Here is a 20,091-nt window from a genome sequence, read left to right as displayed (position 1 = left end):
AAATAGGAGTGTGGGGAGAGAAAATGGAACGGCGGCAGTTCTTGCGTTGGGCACAAATTGGGGCGATCGCCAGCCTGAGTGGACACTGGGCAGCCCATGCCCAAGGGGGGGGTCTCTCTCTGCAATGGTTTGGCCACACCTGCTTTCTCTTCACCGGCAGTGGTCAGCGGGTACTGGTGAATCCCTTCCGTCCCATTGGTTGCACCAAAGGATTGCGGCCTCCCCGTGTCACTGCGGATATTGTCATGATTAGCAGTCGCCTCCTGGACGAGGGTTACATCGAAGGCTTACCCGGTCGGCCTAAACTGCTTTTTCAACCCGGTTCCTATAAAGTCAATGGTTTGAGTATTCAGGGCATCCGCACCAGTCATGATCGCGTCGGTGGCTTGCGCTTTGGCGTCAACGTGGTTTGGCGCTGGCAGCAGGGGGGCATCAATCTTTTGCATATGGGCGGCATTGCCATGCCGATCACGATTGAACAACGCATTCTCATGGGACGGCCTGATGTGATGATTGTGCCAGTGGGAGGAAGTGACAAAGCCTATAGGGCTGAGGAGGCCAAGGCAGCCATTGAAGTTTTGCAACCCCGTTTGGTCATTCCTTCCCACTATCGCACGGCAGCGGCTGACCCCAATAATTGTGATCTGACGGGGCTAGAGGACTTTTTGAAAGTTATGGAGGGAACCCCGGTTCGCCGCAGTGGGGGTGCCTCCCTCAGTCTATCGGCAGCCAATCTGCCCCAAAATACCACTATCCAAGTCCTCAGTATTTGATGAGGAAAACGGCTATATTGTGTGTCAATGTTTCCCGTAGAACGAGTTGAGGAAACGCCATGATTCAGGTCGAACACCTGACCAAGGTTTACGGTACAACCGTCGCGCTGCGGGATGTCAGCTTTTCAGCGGCCAGTGGTGAGATTCTCGGTCTCCTTGGCCCCAATGGCGCAGGCAAAACCACCACAATGCGGATTTTGGCGGGGTATCTACCGGCAACGAGTGGCACAGCATCTATTGCAGGCTATGAAGTCCACACGAATCCGATGGCGGTGCGGCAGCGCATTGGCTATCTGCCAGAAAATCCCCCCCTCTATACGGAAATGACGGTGGCGGGCTATTTGCACTTTGTGGCTCGCATCAAGGGCGTCAGTGCGGGCGATCGCCCCCAGCGGGTGGAATATGCCCTCAAAAGCTGCGGCCTCTGGGATCGGCAACGCACCATTATTCGCAAACTCTCGAAGGGTTATCGGCAGCGGGTCGGCATTGCCCAAGCGATCGTTCATGATCCGCCAGCCATCATTCTGGATGAACCCACGGTGGGTCTCGATCCGCGGCAAATTATTGAGGTGCGCAACCTGATTAAAAACTTGGCGGGGCAGCATACAGTGATCCTTTCTACCCATATTTTGGCGGAAGTGAGCATGACCTGCGATCGCGCCGTGATTATCAATAAAGGCGAAGTGGCGGGCATTGGCCAACTGGATGAACTGCTGCAACGCCTCAGCAGTAGCTACACCTATGACCTCGAACTCGTGGGCGATCGCGCCGCTATTGAATCCCTCCTCCAACAGTTGCCTGCTCTGCAACAGATCACATGGGGCAATAGCACTCCCCAAGGGCGACAGCAACTTCAGGTCAGCAGTCCTTCAGAAATCGGTGCCGATCTCGCCAGTCTCCTTGTCCAAAATGGGGTGCAACTCTTTGAAATGCGCCGCTCCCGTGCCAACCTAGAGGAGGTGTTCTTGAAGCTAACGACCGATGAACCCACCGCAGAACCCAGCGATACCACCGAAGAAGCCCGTGCTTAGCGTTTCCCTCCACGGGCTGCGTGTCCTCCTTGCCAACATTCTTGCCATCTATCGCCGCGAACTCCAGAGTTACTTTAGTGCCCCCTTCTACTATGTGATTGCCGGGGTGTTCTGGCTGCTCAGCGGCCTGTTTTTCCTCGTTGTGATGACGACAATTATTAGCCAAGTGGCTCAGCAGGATTTGCTGCAACAACAGTTTGGGGCGCCGAGCCAAGCCATTGACGTTCCCAAGCTCATCCTCGAAAGTTTCCTTGGACTCCTCGGCTCCATTTCCCAAGTCATTTTGCCCATGCTCTCGATGGGACTGTACACCGAAGAACGCAAACGCGGCACCCTCGAACTTTTGGCCACCTCACCGATTACGAACTGGTGTGTGGCAACGGGTAAACTCTTGGCAGTGCTCACGTTTTATACCACGCTGTTGCTGCCCGTGATTGTCTATCAGTTTGTGGCGCTCCAGCAGAGTACGCCCCCCCTCTCCCCTTGGCTAATTCTGGCGGGCAATGGCGGATTGATTCTTTTAGCAGCAGCCATTCTCTCCTTGGGGATGTTTCTCTCATCGTTGACGGATAGCACGATCTTGGCGGCCATTTTGGGATTTGCGGTGTTGCTGATTCTCTGGGTGCTGGATGTCTTGGCTAAAAATACCGGCGGGAATCTCAGTGATATCCTCACCTACGTCTCACCCCTAGAGCACTTTACCAACCTGACACGGGGAATTTTCCGCAGCAGTAGTCTTGTTGTCTTTGGTAGTTATATTTTCCTCGGCATCTTCCTCACGGCACAGTCCATTGATGCCTTTCGTTACCAGCGCAATTAGGGGGTACCGGTCATGAAACGCTTTGCCCTAGGCTCACCCGAACGATTGACCACGGTATTGCTGTGGGCGGCGCCACTTTTGATCATTGCTGGCTTGAGTGCTGGCATCGTCACCAATCGCTGGAATTGGTTACCCTTGAGCCTTTTAGCTTTGGGGGGGATTGCCCTACTGCTGTGGCTGATCCAGCAAAGTCGCGTCTCCACAGGGTTTTGGGGGCGGCGTTCTACCCAAACCAGTACGAATGCCCTCCTGACTGTGATTGCGGTGATTGCTCTATTGGGCATCGTCAATTTTTTGGCCGATCGCTACAGTGTTGAAATCGATCTCACCGAAAACCGTGCCTTTACCCTAGCGGCAGAAACCCGTGATGTTCTGCAAACTTTGGATCAGCCGGTGCGGGTATTGGTGTTTGATGCCAATGCTGCCAGTCGCGATCGCCTGTTGTTGGAACAGTACCGCCGTCAGGCCAGCAACCAGTTTTCATTTGAGTTCATTGACCCCCAAGAGCAACCCGCCCTTGCTAAAAAGTACAACGTGACTCAAGTGGGGCAAGTGATTGTTGTGGCGGGCGAGAAAACGCAGCGCATTGATGAAGACCTTTCCGAAAGTAACCTCACCCCTGCCCTGATTCGGGTGACGAGCGATCGCACGATCCGTGCCTATTTCACTACGGGGCACAATGAACTTCCCCTCACAGGTGGCTCCGCCAGTCTCAGTGAAGTGGCTAAACTCCTCGAACAGCGAGATGTGGAACTCCTGCCCCTGAATTTGCTGGAGAAGGGCAAAATTCCTGAGGATGCGAATGTCATTGTGGTCGCTGGACCGCGGCAACCCTTTTTGCGTCTGGAGCAGGATCTGCTCAAGGCGTACCTGAATCGGGGTGGTAGCCTTTTGCTAATGCTCGATGTCGATGTCAACGCCGGTCTGGATGATTTACTGAAAAACTGGGGACTCACCCTCGATAATCGCTGGGTGATTGACGGCTCTGGTGTGGGTCAACAGGTGGGACTCGGTCCCGATACGATTATTGTCACCACCTATGGCAATCACCCGATTACTCAACGCTTTGCCCAAGGTCCGAGTGTCTTTCCCCGCGCGCAAGCCATTCGCATTGATCCTGTGAAGGATGATGACATTGTGGAAATTGCCCTCTCGGGCCCGCAAACTTGGGCGGAAACCGACTGGCAGTCGGGCAACCTTGAATTCACTGAAGGTGTAGATACCAAAGGGCCGCTGCCGATTGGTGTAGCGATTACCCGTCAGTTGAGTGATAACCCACCGAAGGAAGCCCGCTTGGTGGTCTTTGGGGATTCGGAATTCGCCACCGATGGTGTGATTGCCTACCAAGGGATTAATAGTGATCTCTTTGTCAATTCCGTGCTCTGGTTGGGCGATCGCGACCAAAAGGCACTCTCGATTCGGCCGCGCGAAACCACCAATCGCCGCCTGCAACTCAATGTCACCACCAGTCGCTGGCTAGAGATTATCAGTGTCTTTCTGTTGCCCCTTGTCGGGTTTGGCTCAGCCGTTTTTGTCTGGTGGCGGCGCCGCTAACTTTTCACTGGCGATCGCGCGAGGACACCCCTGATCCCTGAGAAATTATTAACAGAATATAAAATTTAGACACAACCCTTTACATTTTCCTGAGAGATTGGTTAATATAAGGTTACATTCCGTTGCACAACACCAGCGGGTGCTCCTAAGGTCTCTCAGGGACTCGATTTGGGAGTGTAAACGGTTTGTAACATTCATTCATCTTGTTCAACAGGACTTATCACTATGACGACTGTTTTACAACGTCGCGAGCAACTGAACCTGTGGGAGCAATTTTGTAGCTGGGTTACCAGCACCAACAACCGCCTCTATGTGGGCTGGTTCGGTGTGTTGATGATCCCCACTCTGCTCGCTGCTACCATCTGCTTCGTGATTGCTTTCATCGCTGCTCCCCCTGTGGACATCGATGGCATCCGTGAGCCTGTCGCTGGCTCCTTGATCTATGGCAACAACATCATCACTGGTGCGGTTGTCCCCTCCAGCAACGCCATTGGCTTGCACTTCTACCCCATTTGGGAAGCTGCTTCCCTTGATGAGTGGCTCTACAACGGTGGCCCTTACCAACTGATCATCTTCCACTTCTTGATCGGTGTCTTCTGCTACATGGGTCGTGAGTGGGAACTCAGCTACCGCCTCGGTATGCGTCCTTGGATCTGCGTGGCCTACTCCGCTCCTGTGGCTGCCGCTACCGCTGTGTTCTTGATCTACCCCATTGGTCAAGGCAGCTTCTCTGACGGGATGCCCCTCGGTATCTCTGGTACCTTCAATTTCATGCTGGTGTTCCAAGCGGAGCACAACATCCTGATGCACCCCTTCCACCAACTGGGTGTGGCTGGTGTCTTTGGTGGTGCTCTGTTCTCCGCCATGCACGGTTCTCTGGTGACCTCCAGCTTGATCCGTGAAACCACCGAAACCGAGTCTCAAAACTACGGTTACAAATTCGGTCAAGAGGAAGAAACCTACAACATTGTGGCTGCCCACGGTTACTTTGGTCGCTTGATCTTCCAATACGCCAGCTTCAACAACAGCCGTGCGCTGCACTTCTTCCTCGCCGCTTGGCCGGTGATCGGTATCTGGTTCACCGCTCTGGGTATCAGCACGATGGCCTTCAACCTCAACGGTTTCAACTTCAACCACTCCGTTGTCGATGCTCAAGGCAACGTGATCAACACCTGGGCTGACATCATCAACCGTGCCAACTTGGGTATGGAAGTGATGCACGAGCGTAATGCTCACAACTTCCCCCTCGACTTGGCCAGCGCTGAGTCTGCTCCTGTGGCCATGATTGCTCCTAGCATCAACGGCTAATTTCTAGAGCAACGCTAACTAGCGTTTAGTTAAAGGAACCGCCTCTTCATCGGGGGCGGTCTTTTTTTATGATGATGGTCAAAGGGTAGAGACTTTGTTAATGAATGGTTGGACATCCCTCTTGGCAGTGGCAGTGCCTCTTGTGGTGCAAGCAGCAACACCAGCTCCAGAGATCATTACGCGGGCGATCGCGATCGCTGCCGAGCAGTTTGGTGAGGAACCAGCGCAAATTAGCGTGGTTCAAGTTCAGCCCAAAGTTTGGTCTGATGGCTGTTTGGGCTTGGGGGGATTGCGGGTGGATTGTGCTGAGCGTTTAACCCCCGGTTGGGAAATTACCCTGACAAATCCCAAGGCGCCTTACCCCCAGCAGTGGGTCTATCGCAGCAATCAAAGTGGTTCCCTGATTCTTTGGGATGCCGCTGGCAGTCGGATGATCGGCACCCTCATTCAGCGCCCCCAACGCCTGAGTCCAGAGGAGTTGCCGCCCCCCCTTCCTGAGGGCGTGAGTTTTCGCGTGATTCGGCAAAGTGATGCCTCTGGGAGCCGTCTACCCGTAACGACAACGACACTGCTTTATAACGATGGTCGGATTGTGCAGCAAACCACCAATGCTCGCGGGGAAACCCTCAGCCGCACCCTACGCACAGTGACACCTGCTCAAGTCAGTCAATTTAATCAATGGTTGAGCGATCGCCGGTTTGAGCGCTTCAATGGCTTTGACTTTGTACCCACACCCCTAGAGCGACCGGTGCCTATTCATCTCGTCTCGACCCCCACCGCAACGGTGCGCTTTGCTGAAGCCAATGAATACCGCCTTGCCTCTGATTTGGTCGCTGTTTTGCGGGCATGGGAGTTATTGGTTGCCAAAGGTCGGCTGCCTGACCAGATTTCATCACAAACCAGTTAAGAAAACAATGACTAGAGCCGCATACATTCATCTGCCCTTTTGTCGGCGCCGCTGCTTCTACTGTGACTTTCCGATTACGGTAGTGGGAGATTCTCCGACGCTGGCAGAGTCACTTATCCAAGAGTATGTGGCTGCACTCTGTCAAGAAATTGCCCACACCCCTGCTGAGCCGCCACCACTCCAAACGATTTTTTTTGGGGGGGGAACACCGTCTCTAGTCCCGCCTCAATACATTGGCCAACTGCTGGAAGCCCTCGATCGCCAAATAGGCATTGCCCAAGGGGCAGAAATTTCCATGGAAATGGATCCGGGGACATTTGACTTAAAACAATTGCAGGCCTATCTCAGGGTAGGGGTGAATCGCGTCAGCTTGGGTGTACAGGCCTTTGACAATGAGCTATTGCAAGTGTGTGGCCGTAGTCACGATGTGACCGATGTTGAGCAGGCAGTTGCGATGCTTCATAGGGCGGGGGTAGCAAACTGGAGCATGGATCTCATTTCAGGCTTGCCGCAACAATCCTTAGCAGATTGGCAGTTCTCCCTCGAGCAAGCGATCGCCCTCAACCCTGCCCATCTATCCATCTACGACCTGATCATTGAACCCAAAACCGTCTTTAGCAAACGCTATCAACCCGAAGCAGACCCCCTACCCACTCAAGAGCAAGCCGCTGCCGCCTACTGCCTTACCCACAAGAGGCTAACAGCAGCAGGGTATGAGCACTATGAAATTTCCAATTATGCCCGACCGGGGTTTGCCTGTCGTCACAATCAAGTGTATTGGCGCAATCAACCCTACTATGGCTTTGGCATGGGCGCCACCAGTTATCTCGGGCATCGTCGCCTCAGCCGTCCGCGTACCCGCCGTGAATACTATCAATGGCTGCAAAGTTTACCCGAGAGCCTCAATCAAGTCAGTCCAGATGCCCAGTGGGATCGCTGGTTGGAAACCCTGATGCTGGGCTTGCGCCTCAGGGATGGCCTCTCTTTAACTGCTCTGGCGGATGAATTTCCGATGTCGTGGGTTGAAGCCCTACAAGCAGCAGCGGCAAACATGTCTCCAGAGACACTTTCTTTGACGGGCGATCGCCTGCACTTGACCCAGCCAGAAGGATTTCTGATGGCCAATACCGTCATTGTCACTCTTTGGGAGGCGATGGAGAGATCGGTTTTCCACCAACAGCAAGGGCAACCCCTACCGATACACTAGAGGTTGTCTGACCAAGAATACACTCACGGGAAGCATCATGTTGGAACAGGGAACCATTTCAATCCACACTGAGAACATTTTTCCAATCATTAAAAAGTGGCTCTACTCCGATCATGAGATTTTCCTGCGGGAACTGGTCTCCAATGCGGTAGATGCAATCCAAAAACTGCGGATGGTGGCACGTTCTGGGGAATATAGCGGCGATGTGGATCACCCGGAAGTGACGATCACGATTGACAAAGAAAACAAAAAGCTGGCGATCGCCGACAACGGCATTGGCATGACCGCCGAGGAAGTCAAAAAATACATTACCCAAGTGGCCTTTTCCAGTGCCGAAGAATTCGTTCAAAAGTACAAAGGGGAAGGGGAAGACGCAATCATTGGTCACTTTGGCCTTGGCTTTTACTCCGCCTTCATGGTCTCAGAACGGGTGGAAATTGATACCCTCTCCTACCGCGAAGGTGCTGTCCCCGTGCATTGGACCTGTGATGGTTCCACTGAATTTACCCTCTCCGATGGTCAGCGCACCAGTGTTGGGACAACCGTCACCCTAACCCTGCAAGAGGGTGAGTTGGAGTACCTAGAACCCGGCCGCATTCGTGAATTGGTGCGCAAATACTGTGACTTTTTGCCGGTGCCAATTAAGCTAGAGGGTGAGCAAATTAATAAACAAATTGCCCCTTGGAAGAGTGCCCCCAATAGCCTCACCAAAGAAGACTATCTCGAGTTTTACCGCTATCTCTATCCCTTTCAAGAAGACCCGCTGCTTTGGGTTCACCTCAATACCGACTATCCCTTTGTGGTGAATGGCATTCTCTACTTTCCCAAACTGCGCCCCGATATTGATGTCAGCAAGGGGCAAATTAAGCTCTACTGCAACCAAGTCTTTGTCAGCGATAACTGCGAAGAGGTGATCCCGCGCTTTTTGCTGCCTTTGCGGGGGGTCATTGACAGCAGCGACATTCCCCTGAATGTGTCCCGCAGTTTCCTGCAAAACGATCGCACGGTGCGCAAAATTGCCGACTACATTGCCAAAAAGGTGGGCGATCGCCTGAAGGAGCTATACCGCGAAGACCCGGCGGCCTACGTACGCTCGTGGCAAGACTTGGGCACCTTTGTCAAATTCGGTTCCATCAACGATGAGAAGTTCAAAAAGCAGGTGGAAGATATTCTCATCTACCGCACCACGGCCGAACTCATCTCCAAAGAGAGCGAGGATGTCTGGGCCAGTGAGGGGGGCATCCAAGTGGATGGCAAAACCTACACCACCCTCAAGGAGTACCTCGAGCGCAACCAAGAGCGCCAAGGCAAGCGCGTCTATTACTGCACCGATGAGGTGAACCAAGCCACCTACGTGCAACTGCTTAAAAGCCAAGGGATTGAAGTCCTGTTTATGGACAGTTTCATTGATACCCACTTTGTGCCGTGGCTGGAGCAAAATTACCGCGATGTCAAGTTTCTGCGGGTGGACGCTGAACTGGATGAAACCCTGATTGACAAGAGCAAAGAGAGCGAAATCATTGACCCAGCTACCAACAAAACCCGCAGTGAGCAGATCAAGGCGCTCTTTGAATCTGTGCTGAAAAAGCCGAAACTGACCATTCGCACCGAGGCCCTCAAGGCCGATGCCCCCCCGGCAATGATCCTGTTGCCCGAAACCAGTCGGCGGATGCAGGAGATGATGGCGATGATGCAGCAGCAACCCAATGCGCAGTTGCCAGAGGAGCATATCTTGGTTGTCAATACCGCCCATCCCTTGGTGCAAAATCTCCTCAGCCTCAACCAAGGCACGATTATTCAAACCAGCGGCACCTCAGAAACGGGTGCATTGGTCGAAAAGCTGTGTCAGTATATCTACGATTTGGCTCTATTGTCACAGCGGGGCTTTGATGCCAATGGTATGCAGCAATTTACAGAGCGTGCCAGTCAAGTTCTGACCCAACTGACCACTATGGCCACGCGCTAACGTTTGCAAACGCGGGAGGTAACGCATGATTATTACGGTAGGCCTATTGGCGGGGGCGATCGCCCTACTGGCGTGGGGACTGTACCGCAACCTGCCCTACGGCAAGCTGGGGATTGTGGCTTGGCTGCAAACCCTTGTCCTGATGCTCCCTTGGCTAGTGGTTTTTGGCAGCCTCAGCTTTGGGATTGTGATTAACTTTGCTGCCGTGCTCTTTGGGCTGGTGTTCTCGATTGTGGCCTATGTTGCCCTTGGCCGTTGGTTGCGATCGCTGGCGGCCACCGCCGAATTGCCCCTACCCTCTGCTCCCTCTGGCCGTTCGGAACTAGAGCAAGCCACCACAGAGCAGACGACCCCAGCCCAGCCTACTGCACGACCCAGCCTTCCCGCCGAAGACCTACAAGCCATTCAAAGTATCTTTAGCGTGGATACCTACTTCGCCACCGACTACATTCCCTACAAAGGGGGCGTGATCTGCCCGGGGAATCTGCGGGGAGAGGCCAAAGTGGTGCATCAGCAACTCACTGAACGCCTACAGGCCGCCTTGCCCGATCGCTATCGCCTTTTTATGGTGGCCAATGGGGAGGGCAAGCCGATGGTCGTGATTTTACCAATGACGACCGAACCAATTCGCTCGGGCAATCTTCAGAAGCTGGCAGCGGTTTTCTTGGCGGTGGCCACCCTTGGAACCTGTCTCGAGACCAGTGCCATCCTGCAGGGGTTTAGCTTACTGGGAAATCCAACCACTGGCCTCTTCCAGCGATCGCTCCCCTTTGCCTTGGGTCTCTTTGGCATTGCCGCTATACGGGAAGGGGGTCACTGGCTAATGGCCAAACGCTATCGGGCACGCTTGGGGCCGCCCATCTTTTTACCCGCGTGGCAGTTGGGGACTTTTGGAGCCATGACCCGCATTGAATCCTTCCTTGCCAATCGCAGTCAACTCTTTGACATTGGTGCAGCAGGGGCGATCGCGGCTGGTAGTGTTTCGCTGCTGCTGTTGGCCATTGGCCTTGTTCTCTCGCCCACGAGTCAGGGGTTAGAGGTGCCGACCCTCTTTTTCCAAGGCTCGATTTTGGTGGGGACGATCGCCAAGCTCTTTTTGGGGCAGCAGTTGCAAAGTGAAGTGGTGGTGGTGCATCCCTTTGTGATTTTGGGCTGGCTGGGCTTGATCATGACGGCCTTGAACTTGATGCCCGCAGGACAACTGGATGGGGGGCGGATTATTCAAGCCATTTACGGTACCAAAACCGCCAAACGACTGACGATTATTACCCTTGTGGTCTTGGGCTTGGTGGCGATCGTCAACCCCTTGGCCTTGTATTGGGCGTTGGTGATTCTGCTGTTGCAGCGGGATATGGATCAGCCCAGTCTCGATGAGATCACCGAACCCGATGATACCCGTGCTGGTCTTGGTCTGCTGCTGTTGTTCCTGATGGCCGCTACCTTGATCCCGATGGCGCCGGGGCTAGCGGGTCGCTTGGGAATTGGAGGCTAAATGCCCGACTCACTGCGGCAAATTTTGACGGCAGTTGCCCAAGGACAACTGAGCGTAGAGACCGCCTATCGCCAACTGCAACACCTGTCCTACGAACCCATTGGCGATTTTGCACGCATTGATCACCAAAGGCAGCAGCGCACCGGCTTTCCAGAGGTGATTTGGGGACCCGGCAAAACCCCGCAGCAGATTGTCGAGATTTTGCAGCGGATGCGTCCCCACTATCCCTGTGTGATGGCCACGCGCATTTCCTCCGAGGTGTTTGAGGCGCTGCGATCGCGCGTTGGTGGACTGCACTATTTTGAAAAGGCACGGATTTGCAGTACAGCCCCCATTTTGCCGCCGCAGTTTCCCCTGCCGGTGGGCTTGGTCTGTGCCGGCACAGCGGATCTACCCGTGGCCGAAGAGGCAGCAGTGACGTTGCAACTGTCAGGATTTGGGGTTGAGCGATTTTGGGATGTGGGGGTGGCGGGAATTCATCGGCTGTTGAGTGTGCGCGATCGCCTAGAGGAGATGGCCCTGCTCATTGTGGTTGCGGGCATGGAGGGGGCACTGCCCAGTGTGGTGGCGGGGCTAGTCTCGGTACCCGTGATTGCTGTACCCACCAGTATTGGCTATGGCGCGAATTTTGGCGGTTTGGCAGCGCTACTGACAATGCTCAACTCCTGTGCCCCCGGCATTGGTGTCGTCAATATTGACAATGGCTTTGGGGCGGCAATGCTGGCGGCCAAGATCTTGCGATCGCTCAGTCAACGGTTATAATGGTTATTTGTTCTTAACGTGTGATTGATCATCAGGTGACCTGTGGCTAACATCAAATCTGCCGCTAAACGTGCCCAAATTGCTGAGCGCAACCGTCTTCGCAACAAAGCCTATCGCTCGGCAGTGCGGACGCTGATTAAAAACTACTTGACGGCTATTAGTCAGTATGCTGCCGATCCCACTCCGGAAAAACTGGCGGAAGTCCAGCAGCGACTCAACTTGGCCTTTAGCAAAATTGACAAAGCGGTTAAGCGCGGTGTGCTCCATCGCAACACCGGTGCCCGTCGTAAAGCGCGGCTGACCCGTATCCTCAACAAAACGCTGCAACCGGCTGCCTAATCCCCATGTTGGTGGATACCCACGTCCATCTCAACTTTCCAGAGTACGCATCCGATCTGGACTCAGTGGCTGAACGCTGGCGATCGGCGGGAGTGGTGCGGCTGGTTCACTCCTGCGTTGAACCCAGTGAATTTCCCACCATTCAGCGCCTTGCCGCGCAGTTTCCCGAACTCTTTATGGCAGTGGGTCTCCATCCCCTAGATACAGAGCAGTGGCAGCCGGATCTCAAGGAAAAAATTGCCCGCCTTGCCGCCAGTGAACCCAAGGTGGTTGCCATTGGCGAAACAGGTTTAGATTTTTACAAAGCCACGAATCGCGAAGAACAGGAAGCGGCCTTTTGGGCACAGTTGGAGGTTGCCCACAGCTTGAATCTGCCAGTGATTATCCACTGTCGGGAGGCAGCCGCTGCCGCGCGGGATCTACTTCAACAGTTTGTGCGCGATCGCGGGCCGGTGCAAGGAGTGATGCACTGCTGGGGCGGTACCCCCGAAGAAACGGAGTGGTTTCTCGATCTGGGTCTTTTTATCAGCTTTAGCGGCACCGTCACGTTTAAGAACGCCAAACAAATCCATGCCTCGGCACAAATGGTTCCCAGCGATCGCCTACTGGTGGAAACGGATTGCCCCTTCCTTGCCCCTGTGCCCAAACGCGGCGAAAAACGCAATGAACCCAGCTATGTGCGCTTTGTGGCTGAAGCCGTCGCCCGTCTGCGACAATGTGACCTCTTGAAATTAGAACAGCAAACCACCCTCAACGCCTGTCAGCTCTTTCGCCTCCCCCTGCCCCCAGAAGTTGCCGCATAAATTGCTCAGGCATTGGGAAGTTTACTGAATTGAATCAACGTTAAAAAATCTAGCGCATTTGCGAGCCTAGCCGTTTCAGCATCCTAGGATGGGGCTGTAGGCTAAAGACGATAGTTTAGGATGTGTTTCGATTAGTAAGTAGGCAATTCGTGGATTCTTGATCAACGCCGTTAGCACTTTGATCTATATGATCTCGGTTGATTTTCTTGATACTCATGCTGACTTGACGAGGATACTGTATGGTTAGCTCTCCTCCCCGTCCCACCGAACTCACCGCTGATATTCATGCTTTTGGTTCTGCTCGCGCCACGATTCAAGGACAGCCCTTGAGTGATAGTGAAGTTGAGGCCATGGATGCCTTCTTCCGTGCCTGTAACTATCTGGCCGTGGGCATGATCTATTTGCTCGATAACCCCCTACTCAAGGAACCCCTCAAGCCTGAACACATCAAAAAACGCCTCCTTGGTCACTGGGGATCGAGTCCGGGTCTGTCCTTTTGCTACCTTCACCTCAATCGCATTATTAAAAAGTACCAACAGGAGGTGATTTTCCTAGCGGGTCCCGGTCATGGGGCACCGGGGGTTTTGGCACCTGTTTACCTTGAAGGCAGTTACACCGAGATTTACCACAACATTAGTGAGGATGCCCACGGCCTCAAAAAATTCTTCAAGCAGTTCTCCTTCCCCGGTGGCATTGGCAGCCACTGCACCCCAGAAACGCCCGGCTCGATACACGAAGGGGGAGAATTGGGCTATGTCCTCTCCCATGCCTGTGGTGCTGCCTTTGACAATCCTGATTTAATTGTGGCGGCAGTGGTTGGCGATGGGGAAGCAGAAACGGGGCCTTTGGCCACCTCATGGCACATCAATAAATTCCTCAACCCGGCGCGCGATGGGGCAGTCTTGCCGATTCTCAACTTGAATGGCTACAAGATTAACAACCCGACGATTCTGGCACGCATTCCCCATCAAGATTTGGAAAGCTACTTCCGCGGTTTAGGGTATGAACCCTGCTTTGTGGAAGGTTCCGATCGCCCCTCAATGCACCAAGCAATGGCCGCCACCCTCGATTACTGCGTGACTAAAATTAAGGAGATTCAACGGGCGGCTCGGCAAGAGGGCGTTACCACCTTACCCCGTTGGCCGATGATTGTGCTGCGTACCCCCAAAGGTTGGACAGGCCCCGCGGAAGTGAATGGCCACAAAGTGGAAGGCTTCTGGCGAGCACACCAAGTGCCCATGGCCGATGTCCACACTAACCCTGAAAACCTTAAGCTCCTTGAAAATTGGCTGCGCAGCTACCGCCCCGAAGAACTCTTTGATGAGAATGGCACATTTCGTCCTGAACTCAAAGCCTTGGCGCCAACCGGCAACTACCGTATGGGCATGAATCCCCACGCCAATGGTGGGCTATTGCGCAAGGATTTGAAAATGCCCGACTTTCGGCAGTACGGCATTACGTTTGAGAAACCCGCCCAAATTGAGGTGGAAAATACCCGTCCCCTTGGAGTCTTCCTGCGGGATGTGATGCGCAATAACATGACCAATTTCCGTGTCTTTGGTCCCGATGAAAATACCTCGAATAAGCTCAATGCCATTTACGAGGTCAGCAAGAAATTCTGGATTGCGGAATACTTTGAGGAGGACGCCGATGGCGGTGAATTGTCCCCTAATGGTCGCGTCATTGAAATGCTCAGCGAGCACACAATGGAGGGGATGCTGGAGGGCTATCTGCTGACGGGTCGCCATGGGTTCTTCTCCACCTACGAGTCCTTTGTCCATGTCATTGACTCGATGTTTAACCAACATGCCAAATGGTTGAGCATCTGCAATGAACTCTCGTGGCGGGCGGATGTTGCCTCGTTGAACTTGCTGATTACGTCCACGGTGTGGCGGCAGGATCACAATGGCTTCACTCACCAGGATCCGGGATTTTTGGATATTGTCTGCAACAAGAGTGCAAAGGTTACGCGCATTTACTTACCGCCTGATGTCAACTCACTGCTGTCGGTGGCGGATCACTGCCTGCGGAGCAAAAACTATGTGAATGTGATTGTCTCCGACAAGCAGTTGCACTTGCAGTACCTGACGATGGATCAGGCAATTATCCACTGCACGAAGGGGCTAGGCATTTGGGATTGGGCCAGCAATGATCAAGGCTGTGAACCCGATCTGGTGATGGCCAGTGCCGGGGACATTCCCACCCAAGAGGCGTTGGCGGCGATCGCCCTCCTGCGGCAGGAGTTTCCAGAGCTGAAGATTCGCTATATCAATGTGGTGGATCTCTTTAAGCTGCAACCGGAAACCGAACACCCCCACGGCCTGAGCGATCGCGACTTTGATAGTCTCTTTACCCTCGATCGCCCGATTATCTTTAACTTCCATGGTTATCCGTGGTTGATCCACCGTCTCACGTACCGCCGTCACAATCACCGTAACTTGCACGTGCGCGGCTACAAAGAAAAGGGCAACATCAACACCCCCCTTGAGTTGGCCATCAATAATGAGATTGATCGCTTTAGTCTTGCCATTGATGCCATTGATCGCCTCCCCGGTCTTCAAGTGGCGGGTGCCCATGCCAAGGAGAAATTCCGCAACATGCAAATTGAAGCCCGCAACTACGCCTACGAGTACGGTGTGGACAAGCCGGAGTTTAGCCACTGGACTTGGCCATTTTAGCTTGATCCTCTAGGTTGATGCTCTGCCCCTCTCTTCGCTTATCGGCAAGGGAGGGGTTCTTCTTGGCGCACGGGCACTTGGTGCTGATGGAGATAGTCCTTGATCTGGGCGATCGTCAGTTGGCCATAGTGTAGGAGCGAAGCCAACAGTGCCGCCTCTGCTTTCCCTTCCACAAGAGCCGCGCGAATATGCTCACAGGTACCCGCCCCCCCAGAGGCAATCACAGGAATCTCCACCCGCTCAGCGATCGCCCGCGTCAATTCGAGGTCGTAGCCCGCCTGTGTCCCATCGGCATCCATACTGGTCACCAGCAGTTCGCCCGCACCCCGTTTAGCCATTTCCACCGCCCATTCAATCGCATCTAGCCCCGTAGCTTCCCGTCCGCCGCGCACATAGACTTGCCAACGGGGGTTTTTAGGATCCCAATGGGGTTCGCGCCGCGCATCAATGGCGACAACAATACATTGGGCACCAAAGCGATCGCTGGCCTGATTCACGAGATCGGGTTGCCGCACTGCCGCCGAATTCAGGCTGACTTTATCTGCCCCGGCGCGCAATAGGTCTTTGATCATCGTCAGGGACTGAATCCCGCCCCCCACCGTCAGGGGAATGAACACCTGATCCGCGGTGCGATAGACGACATCAATAATAATGTTCCGCTCTTCATGGGTGGCCGTAATATCGAGAAACACCAGCTCATCCGCACCCGCTGCATTGTAGGCTTGCGCCAGTTCGACCGGATCGCCGGCATCGCGCAGGTTGACAAAGTTCACGCCCTTGACGACGCGACCCGCCTTCACATCCAGACAGGGCAAAATTCGTTTGGCAAGCATTTAGCCTCCTTGGGACTACTGCACAGTGACACGGCGACCCCCGCCACTGACAAAGATAATGGCGCGACCCTCCGCCATCGGTTCCCAACCGACATCAAAGCCACTGCGCCAAGCCACCGCACGGGCTGCCCGGAAACAATCAAAGCTATCGGGACGCACAAAAAAGACAAGGGAATAGCGGCTGGGGGAGAGGCGATCAATGGTACGCCGAAAGTTGGACGCGGGTTTTTCCAGCGTGCTAAAGGATTCCCCAGCGGTGCGATCGCGGGGTTCAAAAAGGGTTTGCAAAATTGGTTGCCCTTGGCTGTGCACCAGACTCAGGCGCACATCGTAGTAGCGGGTACGGTGGCGAAAGGACTCTAGTTGTTGCTGAATTTGGCGGGGATCTGCAAAGGGATTTTCTGTAATGCGCCGCAGGTGGCGATCGATGGCCTCACTGGCTTGATCCTCCTCAAGGGGCAGGGCGCGATTTTCACGACACTCAAAGAAATACACCTGCTTGCGGGTTTCGCGGGCAATGGGCGTGCGCACAAGAGCAGGAGACACCGCTGCCGTCAAGCTAGCAAAGAGGCAGACAAAGATCATCACCCCCACGGTATTGGTGAGGACATCGAGGAACGAGTCCAGATTTTGACTGGGGGCTTGGACTTGGGGACGGCAGCGCGATCGCTTCATGAAGCGGCAGTACAGAGACTTCTTCTAGGGTATCGGAATTCTTGGCCTCTGGTCTTAGCGCATCTGATAGAGTGGCAATACAGTGGCAATTAGCATAGATCACTCATCAACTCCTCGCAACTTATGGCAATGCTAAAAACGCGCCCCCCTCGTCCCCTCACCTACCAAGCCTACGATCGTGTGGTTGGCAAACAGGGGCGGGTCTTGGTATTGCTCTCGATCATGACCGTATTTTTGCTGGGGGGCATTGGGAGTCGCTTGGCCTACCTGCAAATTGTCGAGGGCGATCGCAACCGCCAGATGGCCGATGAAAACCGTATTCGCCTGATTCCCAAACCGCCGGAGCGAGGGAAGATTTTGGATCGCAAAGGGCGGATCCTCGCGGGAAATAAGTTCTCCTACTCGGTATTTCTCTGGCCCCTTGCGGCGAAAAAGCCCGAATGGCCGCAGACGGTGAACATTCTCTCGCGGGTGCTCAATATCCCTGCCAGTGAGATCGAAGCGCGAGTCAAGCAAGCAGGGGTGAATTCTCCTTCGTTGATTCGCATTGCCCAAGGGATTAGCCAAGCCCAAATCATTGCCCTTGAAGAACACCGCAATTTCTTGACAGGGGTGGAAATTGACCGCGAAGCCCTGCGCTTTTACCCCCATGGCGAAACGGCGGCTCACATCATTGGCTACATCGGCGAACTGAATGAGGAGGAACTAGCGGCTCGTCGAGATCAGGGCTACCGCCTTGGCGATGTCATGGGCAAAATGGGTGTCGAAGCCACCTACGAAAACGTATTGCGGGGGACATGGGGTGGTCAGCAGGTGGAGGTGGATGGCCAAGGCAAAGTGATTCGCATTCTAGGCCAAAAGGTGGCTCGACCGGGGAATGACATCACGCTGTCAGTGGATTTGGACTTGCAAAAAGCGGCGGAAGCAGCCCTAGGGAGTCGGCCGGGGGCGATCGTGGCCATGGATCCCCGTGATGGAGCGATTCTGGCTCTGGCCAGTTACCCTGCCTTTGATCCCAATTGGTTTGCCCGCCGCATGACCCAAGCCCAGTGGGAGGAGCTGCAACGGCGGCAGTTTCCCTTTGTCAACCGTGCCCTTCAGGGGTTTCCTCCCGCGAGTACCTTCAAAATCGTGACAACGGTGGCCGGCTTGGAGTCAGGGAAGTTTAGCCCCGATACCGTACTGATGACCTATCCTGCCCTCTACACAGGGGGCTTTGCCTTCCACGATTGGAACCGGGCGGGCTTTGGCCCTCTCGGCTTTGCCGGTGCCATGGCATGGAGTAGTAACACCTTTTTTGGTCAAGTGGCGCGCCGCATTGGACCTGAAACCCTGATTCATTGGGCGCATCGCTTTGGAATGGGGTCTAAAACCGGCATTGACTTACCCGGTGAAGCTCCCGGATTTGTGCCAACCCCCCAGTGGAAGCAAGAAACCTTTGGCGAGGGGTGGTACGACGGCGATTCCTTGATTACCGCCATTGGTCAAGGGGCCTTGCAGGTGAGTCCGCTTCAAGCCGCGGTCATGTTTGCAGTGCCTGCCAATGGGGGCTATAAAGTGCGGCCACACCTGATTGCTTCCGACAATCCCCATCGCTGGCGGCAATCATTGAACCTAAAGCCCTCTACCATTCAAGTGCTGCGCCAAGGGTTACGGCAGGTGGTGACCAGTGGTACAGGGGCTGCCCTAAATGTTCCTGAGGTGGCGATCGCCGGCAAAAGTGGTACCGGGGAAGACCCACCTCGCCCTAACCACACTTGGTTTGGTGCCTATGCCCCTGCAGACAAACCGGAAATTGTGGTCGTTGCCTTTGCCGAAAACTCTGGTGGTGGGGGTGGGTCTGTGGCAGGTCCGATGGTGCTCAAAGTGATTCAGACCTATATGAAAATTCGCGATCGCTAGCCCCTTGCGGCCAAGCAGATTGTCATTCCCCAAGGTTGCGCCTAGAATTTGAAGGAATGCGTGTGATGGGGTGAACCATGATCGAGCAGCGCGTCCTTGCCCTTGGGCTGACAATAGGTCTCTTGACAACCGCCTTGGGGACTCGCCAGAGTGTTGCTGAAACGATTCCTGCTGAACCAGAAGCGGCTGCACCGATCCTTGTCAATCCTGTTCAACCGGTGGACAGTGAGCCTCTTGTTTTTTCCACAGAACCCGTGGATCCGCCCCCTAGCAGTGAACCCCTCGAAAACCTTAAGCCCGCCCGCTCCATCCCCGTGGTGATCCAAGAGCGCTCCACAGGCTGTCAAGCGATCGTTAGCGAGGGCGTTCCCCCCAACATTTGCCAAGCCCAAGGTGCTCCACAACCCCTAGTGACCCCCACGGCTACATCACCTTCTGCTCCAGCTTCTCATCGCCCCTTGGTGGCTGCAAACCCAAGAAATTTTGTGCCATCTGCCCAAACGGCTGCACCGACCTATGTACGCCAGCCCTTTCCGGGACCGAATCCCTTGCGTTGGCTAAAGGTCAACAATGGCCAAATGCTCTTTCCCTTGCCGTTTCCGGTGCCCATTACCTCAACTTTTGGCTGGCGCATCCATCCCATTTTTGGCGATCGCCGCTTCCATTCGGGAACGGATTTGGGCGCCCCTGAAGGCACACCCGTGTTGGCGGTTTTTGATGGTCGCGTGGTTGAGTCCAACTGGCTAGGGGGCTATGGCCTCACCGTCATTTTGCAACACCCGCCAGAGCAGCACCAAACCCTCTATGCCCACCTCTCACAGCGCTTTGTCAATCCCGGTCAATGGGTGAAGCAGGGGGATGTCATTGGCCTCGTGGGTAGTACGGGCAACTCCACTGGTCCGCACCTGCATTTTGAGATCCATGAGATGACGGCTCAGGGGTTGATTCCTGTTGCCCCCGAAGCGCGGTTAGAATTGGCCTTAGCACAGTTAAAGCAGGCGATCGCCCAAGCGCGTCAGCAATCGAATCGCAGTTAGTAGG

General features: G+C 54.5%; 17 protein-coding genes. 15 read left to right on the top strand and 2 right to left on the bottom strand.

Annotated features, from left to right (window positions below; all coding sequences use genetic code 11):
• The first annotated feature begins 23 nt into the window (after nt 1-23).
• From RHJ02_RS03625 to RHJ02_RS03565, 13 genes are all read left to right on the top strand, one after another.
• A complete protein-coding gene (locus RHJ02_RS03625; RefSeq protein ID WP_302678872.1) occupies nt 24-773 on the top strand; it encodes an MBL fold metallo-hydrolase in 750 nt (249 codons plus the stop codon).
• A gap of 59 nt (nt 774-832) precedes the next feature.
• Complete coding sequence (locus tag RHJ02_RS03620) at nt 833-1,804, top strand: ABC transporter ATP-binding protein (protein ID WP_302678871.1); 972 nt, start codon at nt 833-835, stop codon at nt 1,802-1,804.
• Nucleotides 1,805-1,820: 16 nt separating this feature from the next.
• Nucleotides 1,821-2,624, top strand: a complete 804-nt coding sequence (locus RHJ02_RS03615; RefSeq protein ID WP_190278347.1) for an ABC transporter permease — start codon at nt 1,821-1,823, stop codon at nt 2,622-2,624.
• 12 nt (nt 2,625-2,636) lie between these two features.
• Complete coding sequence (locus RHJ02_RS03610; protein ID WP_302678870.1) at nt 2,637-4,178, top strand: Gldg family protein; 1,542 nt, start codon at nt 2,637-2,639, stop codon at nt 4,176-4,178.
• A 225-nt stretch (nt 4,179-4,403) separates the two neighbouring features.
• Nucleotides 4,404-5,486, top strand: coding sequence for a photosystem II q(b) protein (gene psbA / locus RHJ02_RS03605; protein WP_181495653.1), 1,083 nt, complete (start codon nt 4,404-4,406; stop codon nt 5,484-5,486).
• 100 nt (nt 5,487-5,586) lie between these two features.
• Entirely contained in the window at nt 5,587-6,393 is an 807-nt protein-coding gene (locus RHJ02_RS03600) for a hypothetical protein (protein WP_310800465.1), read from the top strand.
• A gap of 7 nt (nt 6,394-6,400) precedes the next feature.
• Nucleotides 6,401-7,600 (top strand): radical SAM family heme chaperone HemW, encoded by a 1,200-nt coding sequence (gene hemW, locus RHJ02_RS03595; RefSeq protein ID WP_310800464.1) that lies wholly within the window; start codon nt 6,401-6,403, stop codon nt 7,598-7,600.
• Between the two features lie 37 nt (nt 7,601-7,637).
• A complete protein-coding gene (gene htpG, locus RHJ02_RS03590; protein WP_310453335.1) occupies nt 7,638-9,566 on the top strand; it encodes a molecular chaperone HtpG in 1,929 nt (642 codons plus the stop codon).
• Between the two features lie 25 nt (nt 9,567-9,591).
• Nucleotides 9,592-11,058 (top strand): site-2 protease family protein, encoded by a 1,467-nt coding sequence (locus RHJ02_RS03585; protein ID WP_206201098.1) that lies wholly within the window; start codon nt 9,592-9,594, stop codon nt 11,056-11,058.
• A complete protein-coding gene (gene larB, locus RHJ02_RS03580) occupies nt 11,059-11,820 on the top strand; it encodes a nickel pincer cofactor biosynthesis protein LarB (RefSeq protein ID WP_310438080.1) in 762 nt (253 codons plus the stop codon).
• 42 nt (nt 11,821-11,862) lie between these two features.
• A complete protein-coding gene (gene rpsT / locus RHJ02_RS03575) occupies nt 11,863-12,159 on the top strand; it encodes a 30S ribosomal protein S20 (RefSeq protein ID WP_149820827.1) in 297 nt (98 codons plus the stop codon).
• Nucleotides 12,160-12,164: 5 nt separating this feature from the next.
• On the top strand, nt 12,165-12,962 hold the full coding sequence (locus RHJ02_RS03570) for a TatD family hydrolase (protein WP_310800463.1): 798 nt from the start codon (nt 12,165-12,167) through the stop codon (nt 12,960-12,962).
• Between the two features lie 239 nt (nt 12,963-13,201).
• Nucleotides 13,202-15,640, top strand: a complete 2,439-nt coding sequence (locus RHJ02_RS03565) for a phosphoketolase (RefSeq protein WP_206201095.1) — start codon at nt 13,202-13,204, stop codon at nt 15,638-15,640.
• Nucleotides 15,641-15,678: 38 nt separating this feature from the next.
• Here the strand turns inward: RHJ02_RS03565 and hisF are convergent, their stop codons facing one another.
• Both hisF and RHJ02_RS03555 read right to left on the bottom strand, forming a co-directional pair.
• On the bottom strand, nt 15,679-16,473 hold the full coding sequence (gene hisF / locus RHJ02_RS03560) for an imidazole glycerol phosphate synthase subunit HisF (protein WP_149820833.1): 795 nt from the start codon (nt 16,471-16,473) through the stop codon (nt 15,679-15,681).
• A 15-nt stretch (nt 16,474-16,488) separates the two neighbouring features.
• A complete protein-coding gene (locus tag RHJ02_RS03555; protein ID WP_310800462.1) occupies nt 16,489-17,148 on the bottom strand; it encodes a hypothetical protein in 660 nt (219 codons plus the stop codon).
• A gap of 123 nt (nt 17,149-17,271) precedes the next feature.
• On the opposite strand from RHJ02_RS03555, the gene mrdA reads away from it, so the two are divergent.
• A complete protein-coding gene (mrdA, locus tag RHJ02_RS03550) occupies nt 17,272-19,050 on the top strand; it encodes a penicillin-binding protein 2 (protein WP_206201093.1) in 1,779 nt (592 codons plus the stop codon).
• A 77-nt stretch (nt 19,051-19,127) separates the two neighbouring features.
• Nucleotides 19,128-20,087, top strand: coding sequence for a M23 family metallopeptidase (locus RHJ02_RS03545; protein ID WP_310743395.1), 960 nt, complete (start codon nt 19,128-19,130; stop codon nt 20,085-20,087).
• Nucleotides 20,088-20,091 lie beyond the last annotated feature (4 nt).

The sequence above is a fragment of the Thermosynechococcus sp. TG215 genome, from assembly GCF_031583455.1.
Classification (GTDB): Bacteria; Cyanobacteriota; Cyanobacteriia; order Thermosynechococcales; family Thermosynechococcaceae; genus Thermosynechococcus.
The sequence above is the reverse complement of the archived record's forward strand: the minus strand, read 5'-3'. Positions and strand labels throughout refer to the sequence as shown.

Coding starts and splice junctions, on each gene's coding strand:
- RHJ02_RS03545 (WP_310743395.1), top strand. CDS start 19,128: ATGATCGAGCAGCGCGTCCTTGCCCTTGGGCTGACAATAGGTCTCTTG.
- RHJ02_RS03565 (WP_206201095.1), top strand. CDS start 13,202: ATGGTTAGCTCTCCTCCCCGTCCCACCGAACTCACCGCTGATATTCAT.
- RHJ02_RS03555 (WP_310800462.1), bottom strand. CDS start 17,148: ATGAAGCGATCGCGCTGCCGTCCCCAAGTCCAAGCCCCCAGTCAAAAT.
- htpG (WP_310453335.1), top strand. CDS start 7,638: ATGTTGGAACAGGGAACCATTTCAATCCACACTGAGAACATTTTTCCA.
- hisF (WP_149820833.1), bottom strand. CDS start 16,473: ATGCTTGCCAAACGAATTTTGCCCTGTCTGGATGTGAAGGCGGGTCGC.
- RHJ02_RS03585 (WP_206201098.1), top strand. CDS start 9,592: ATGATTATTACGGTAGGCCTATTGGCGGGGGCGATCGCCCTACTGGCG.
- psbA (WP_181495653.1), top strand. CDS start 4,404: ATGACGACTGTTTTACAACGTCGCGAGCAACTGAACCTGTGGGAGCAA.
- hemW (WP_310800464.1), top strand. CDS start 6,401: ATGACTAGAGCCGCATACATTCATCTGCCCTTTTGTCGGCGCCGCTGC.
- larB (WP_310438080.1), top strand. CDS start 11,059: ATGCCCGACTCACTGCGGCAAATTTTGACGGCAGTTGCCCAAGGACAA.
- RHJ02_RS03610 (WP_302678870.1), top strand. CDS start 2,637: ATGAAACGCTTTGCCCTAGGCTCACCCGAACGATTGACCACGGTATTG.
- RHJ02_RS03570 (WP_310800463.1), top strand. CDS start 12,165: ATGTTGGTGGATACCCACGTCCATCTCAACTTTCCAGAGTACGCATCC.
- RHJ02_RS03625 (WP_302678872.1), top strand. CDS start 24: ATGGAACGGCGGCAGTTCTTGCGTTGGGCACAAATTGGGGCGATCGCC.
- mrdA (WP_206201093.1), top strand. CDS start 17,272: ATGGCAATGCTAAAAACGCGCCCCCCTCGTCCCCTCACCTACCAAGCC.
- RHJ02_RS03620 (WP_302678871.1), top strand. CDS start 833: ATGATTCAGGTCGAACACCTGACCAAGGTTTACGGTACAACCGTCGCG.
- RHJ02_RS03600 (WP_310800465.1), top strand. CDS start 5,587: ATGAATGGTTGGACATCCCTCTTGGCAGTGGCAGTGCCTCTTGTGGTG.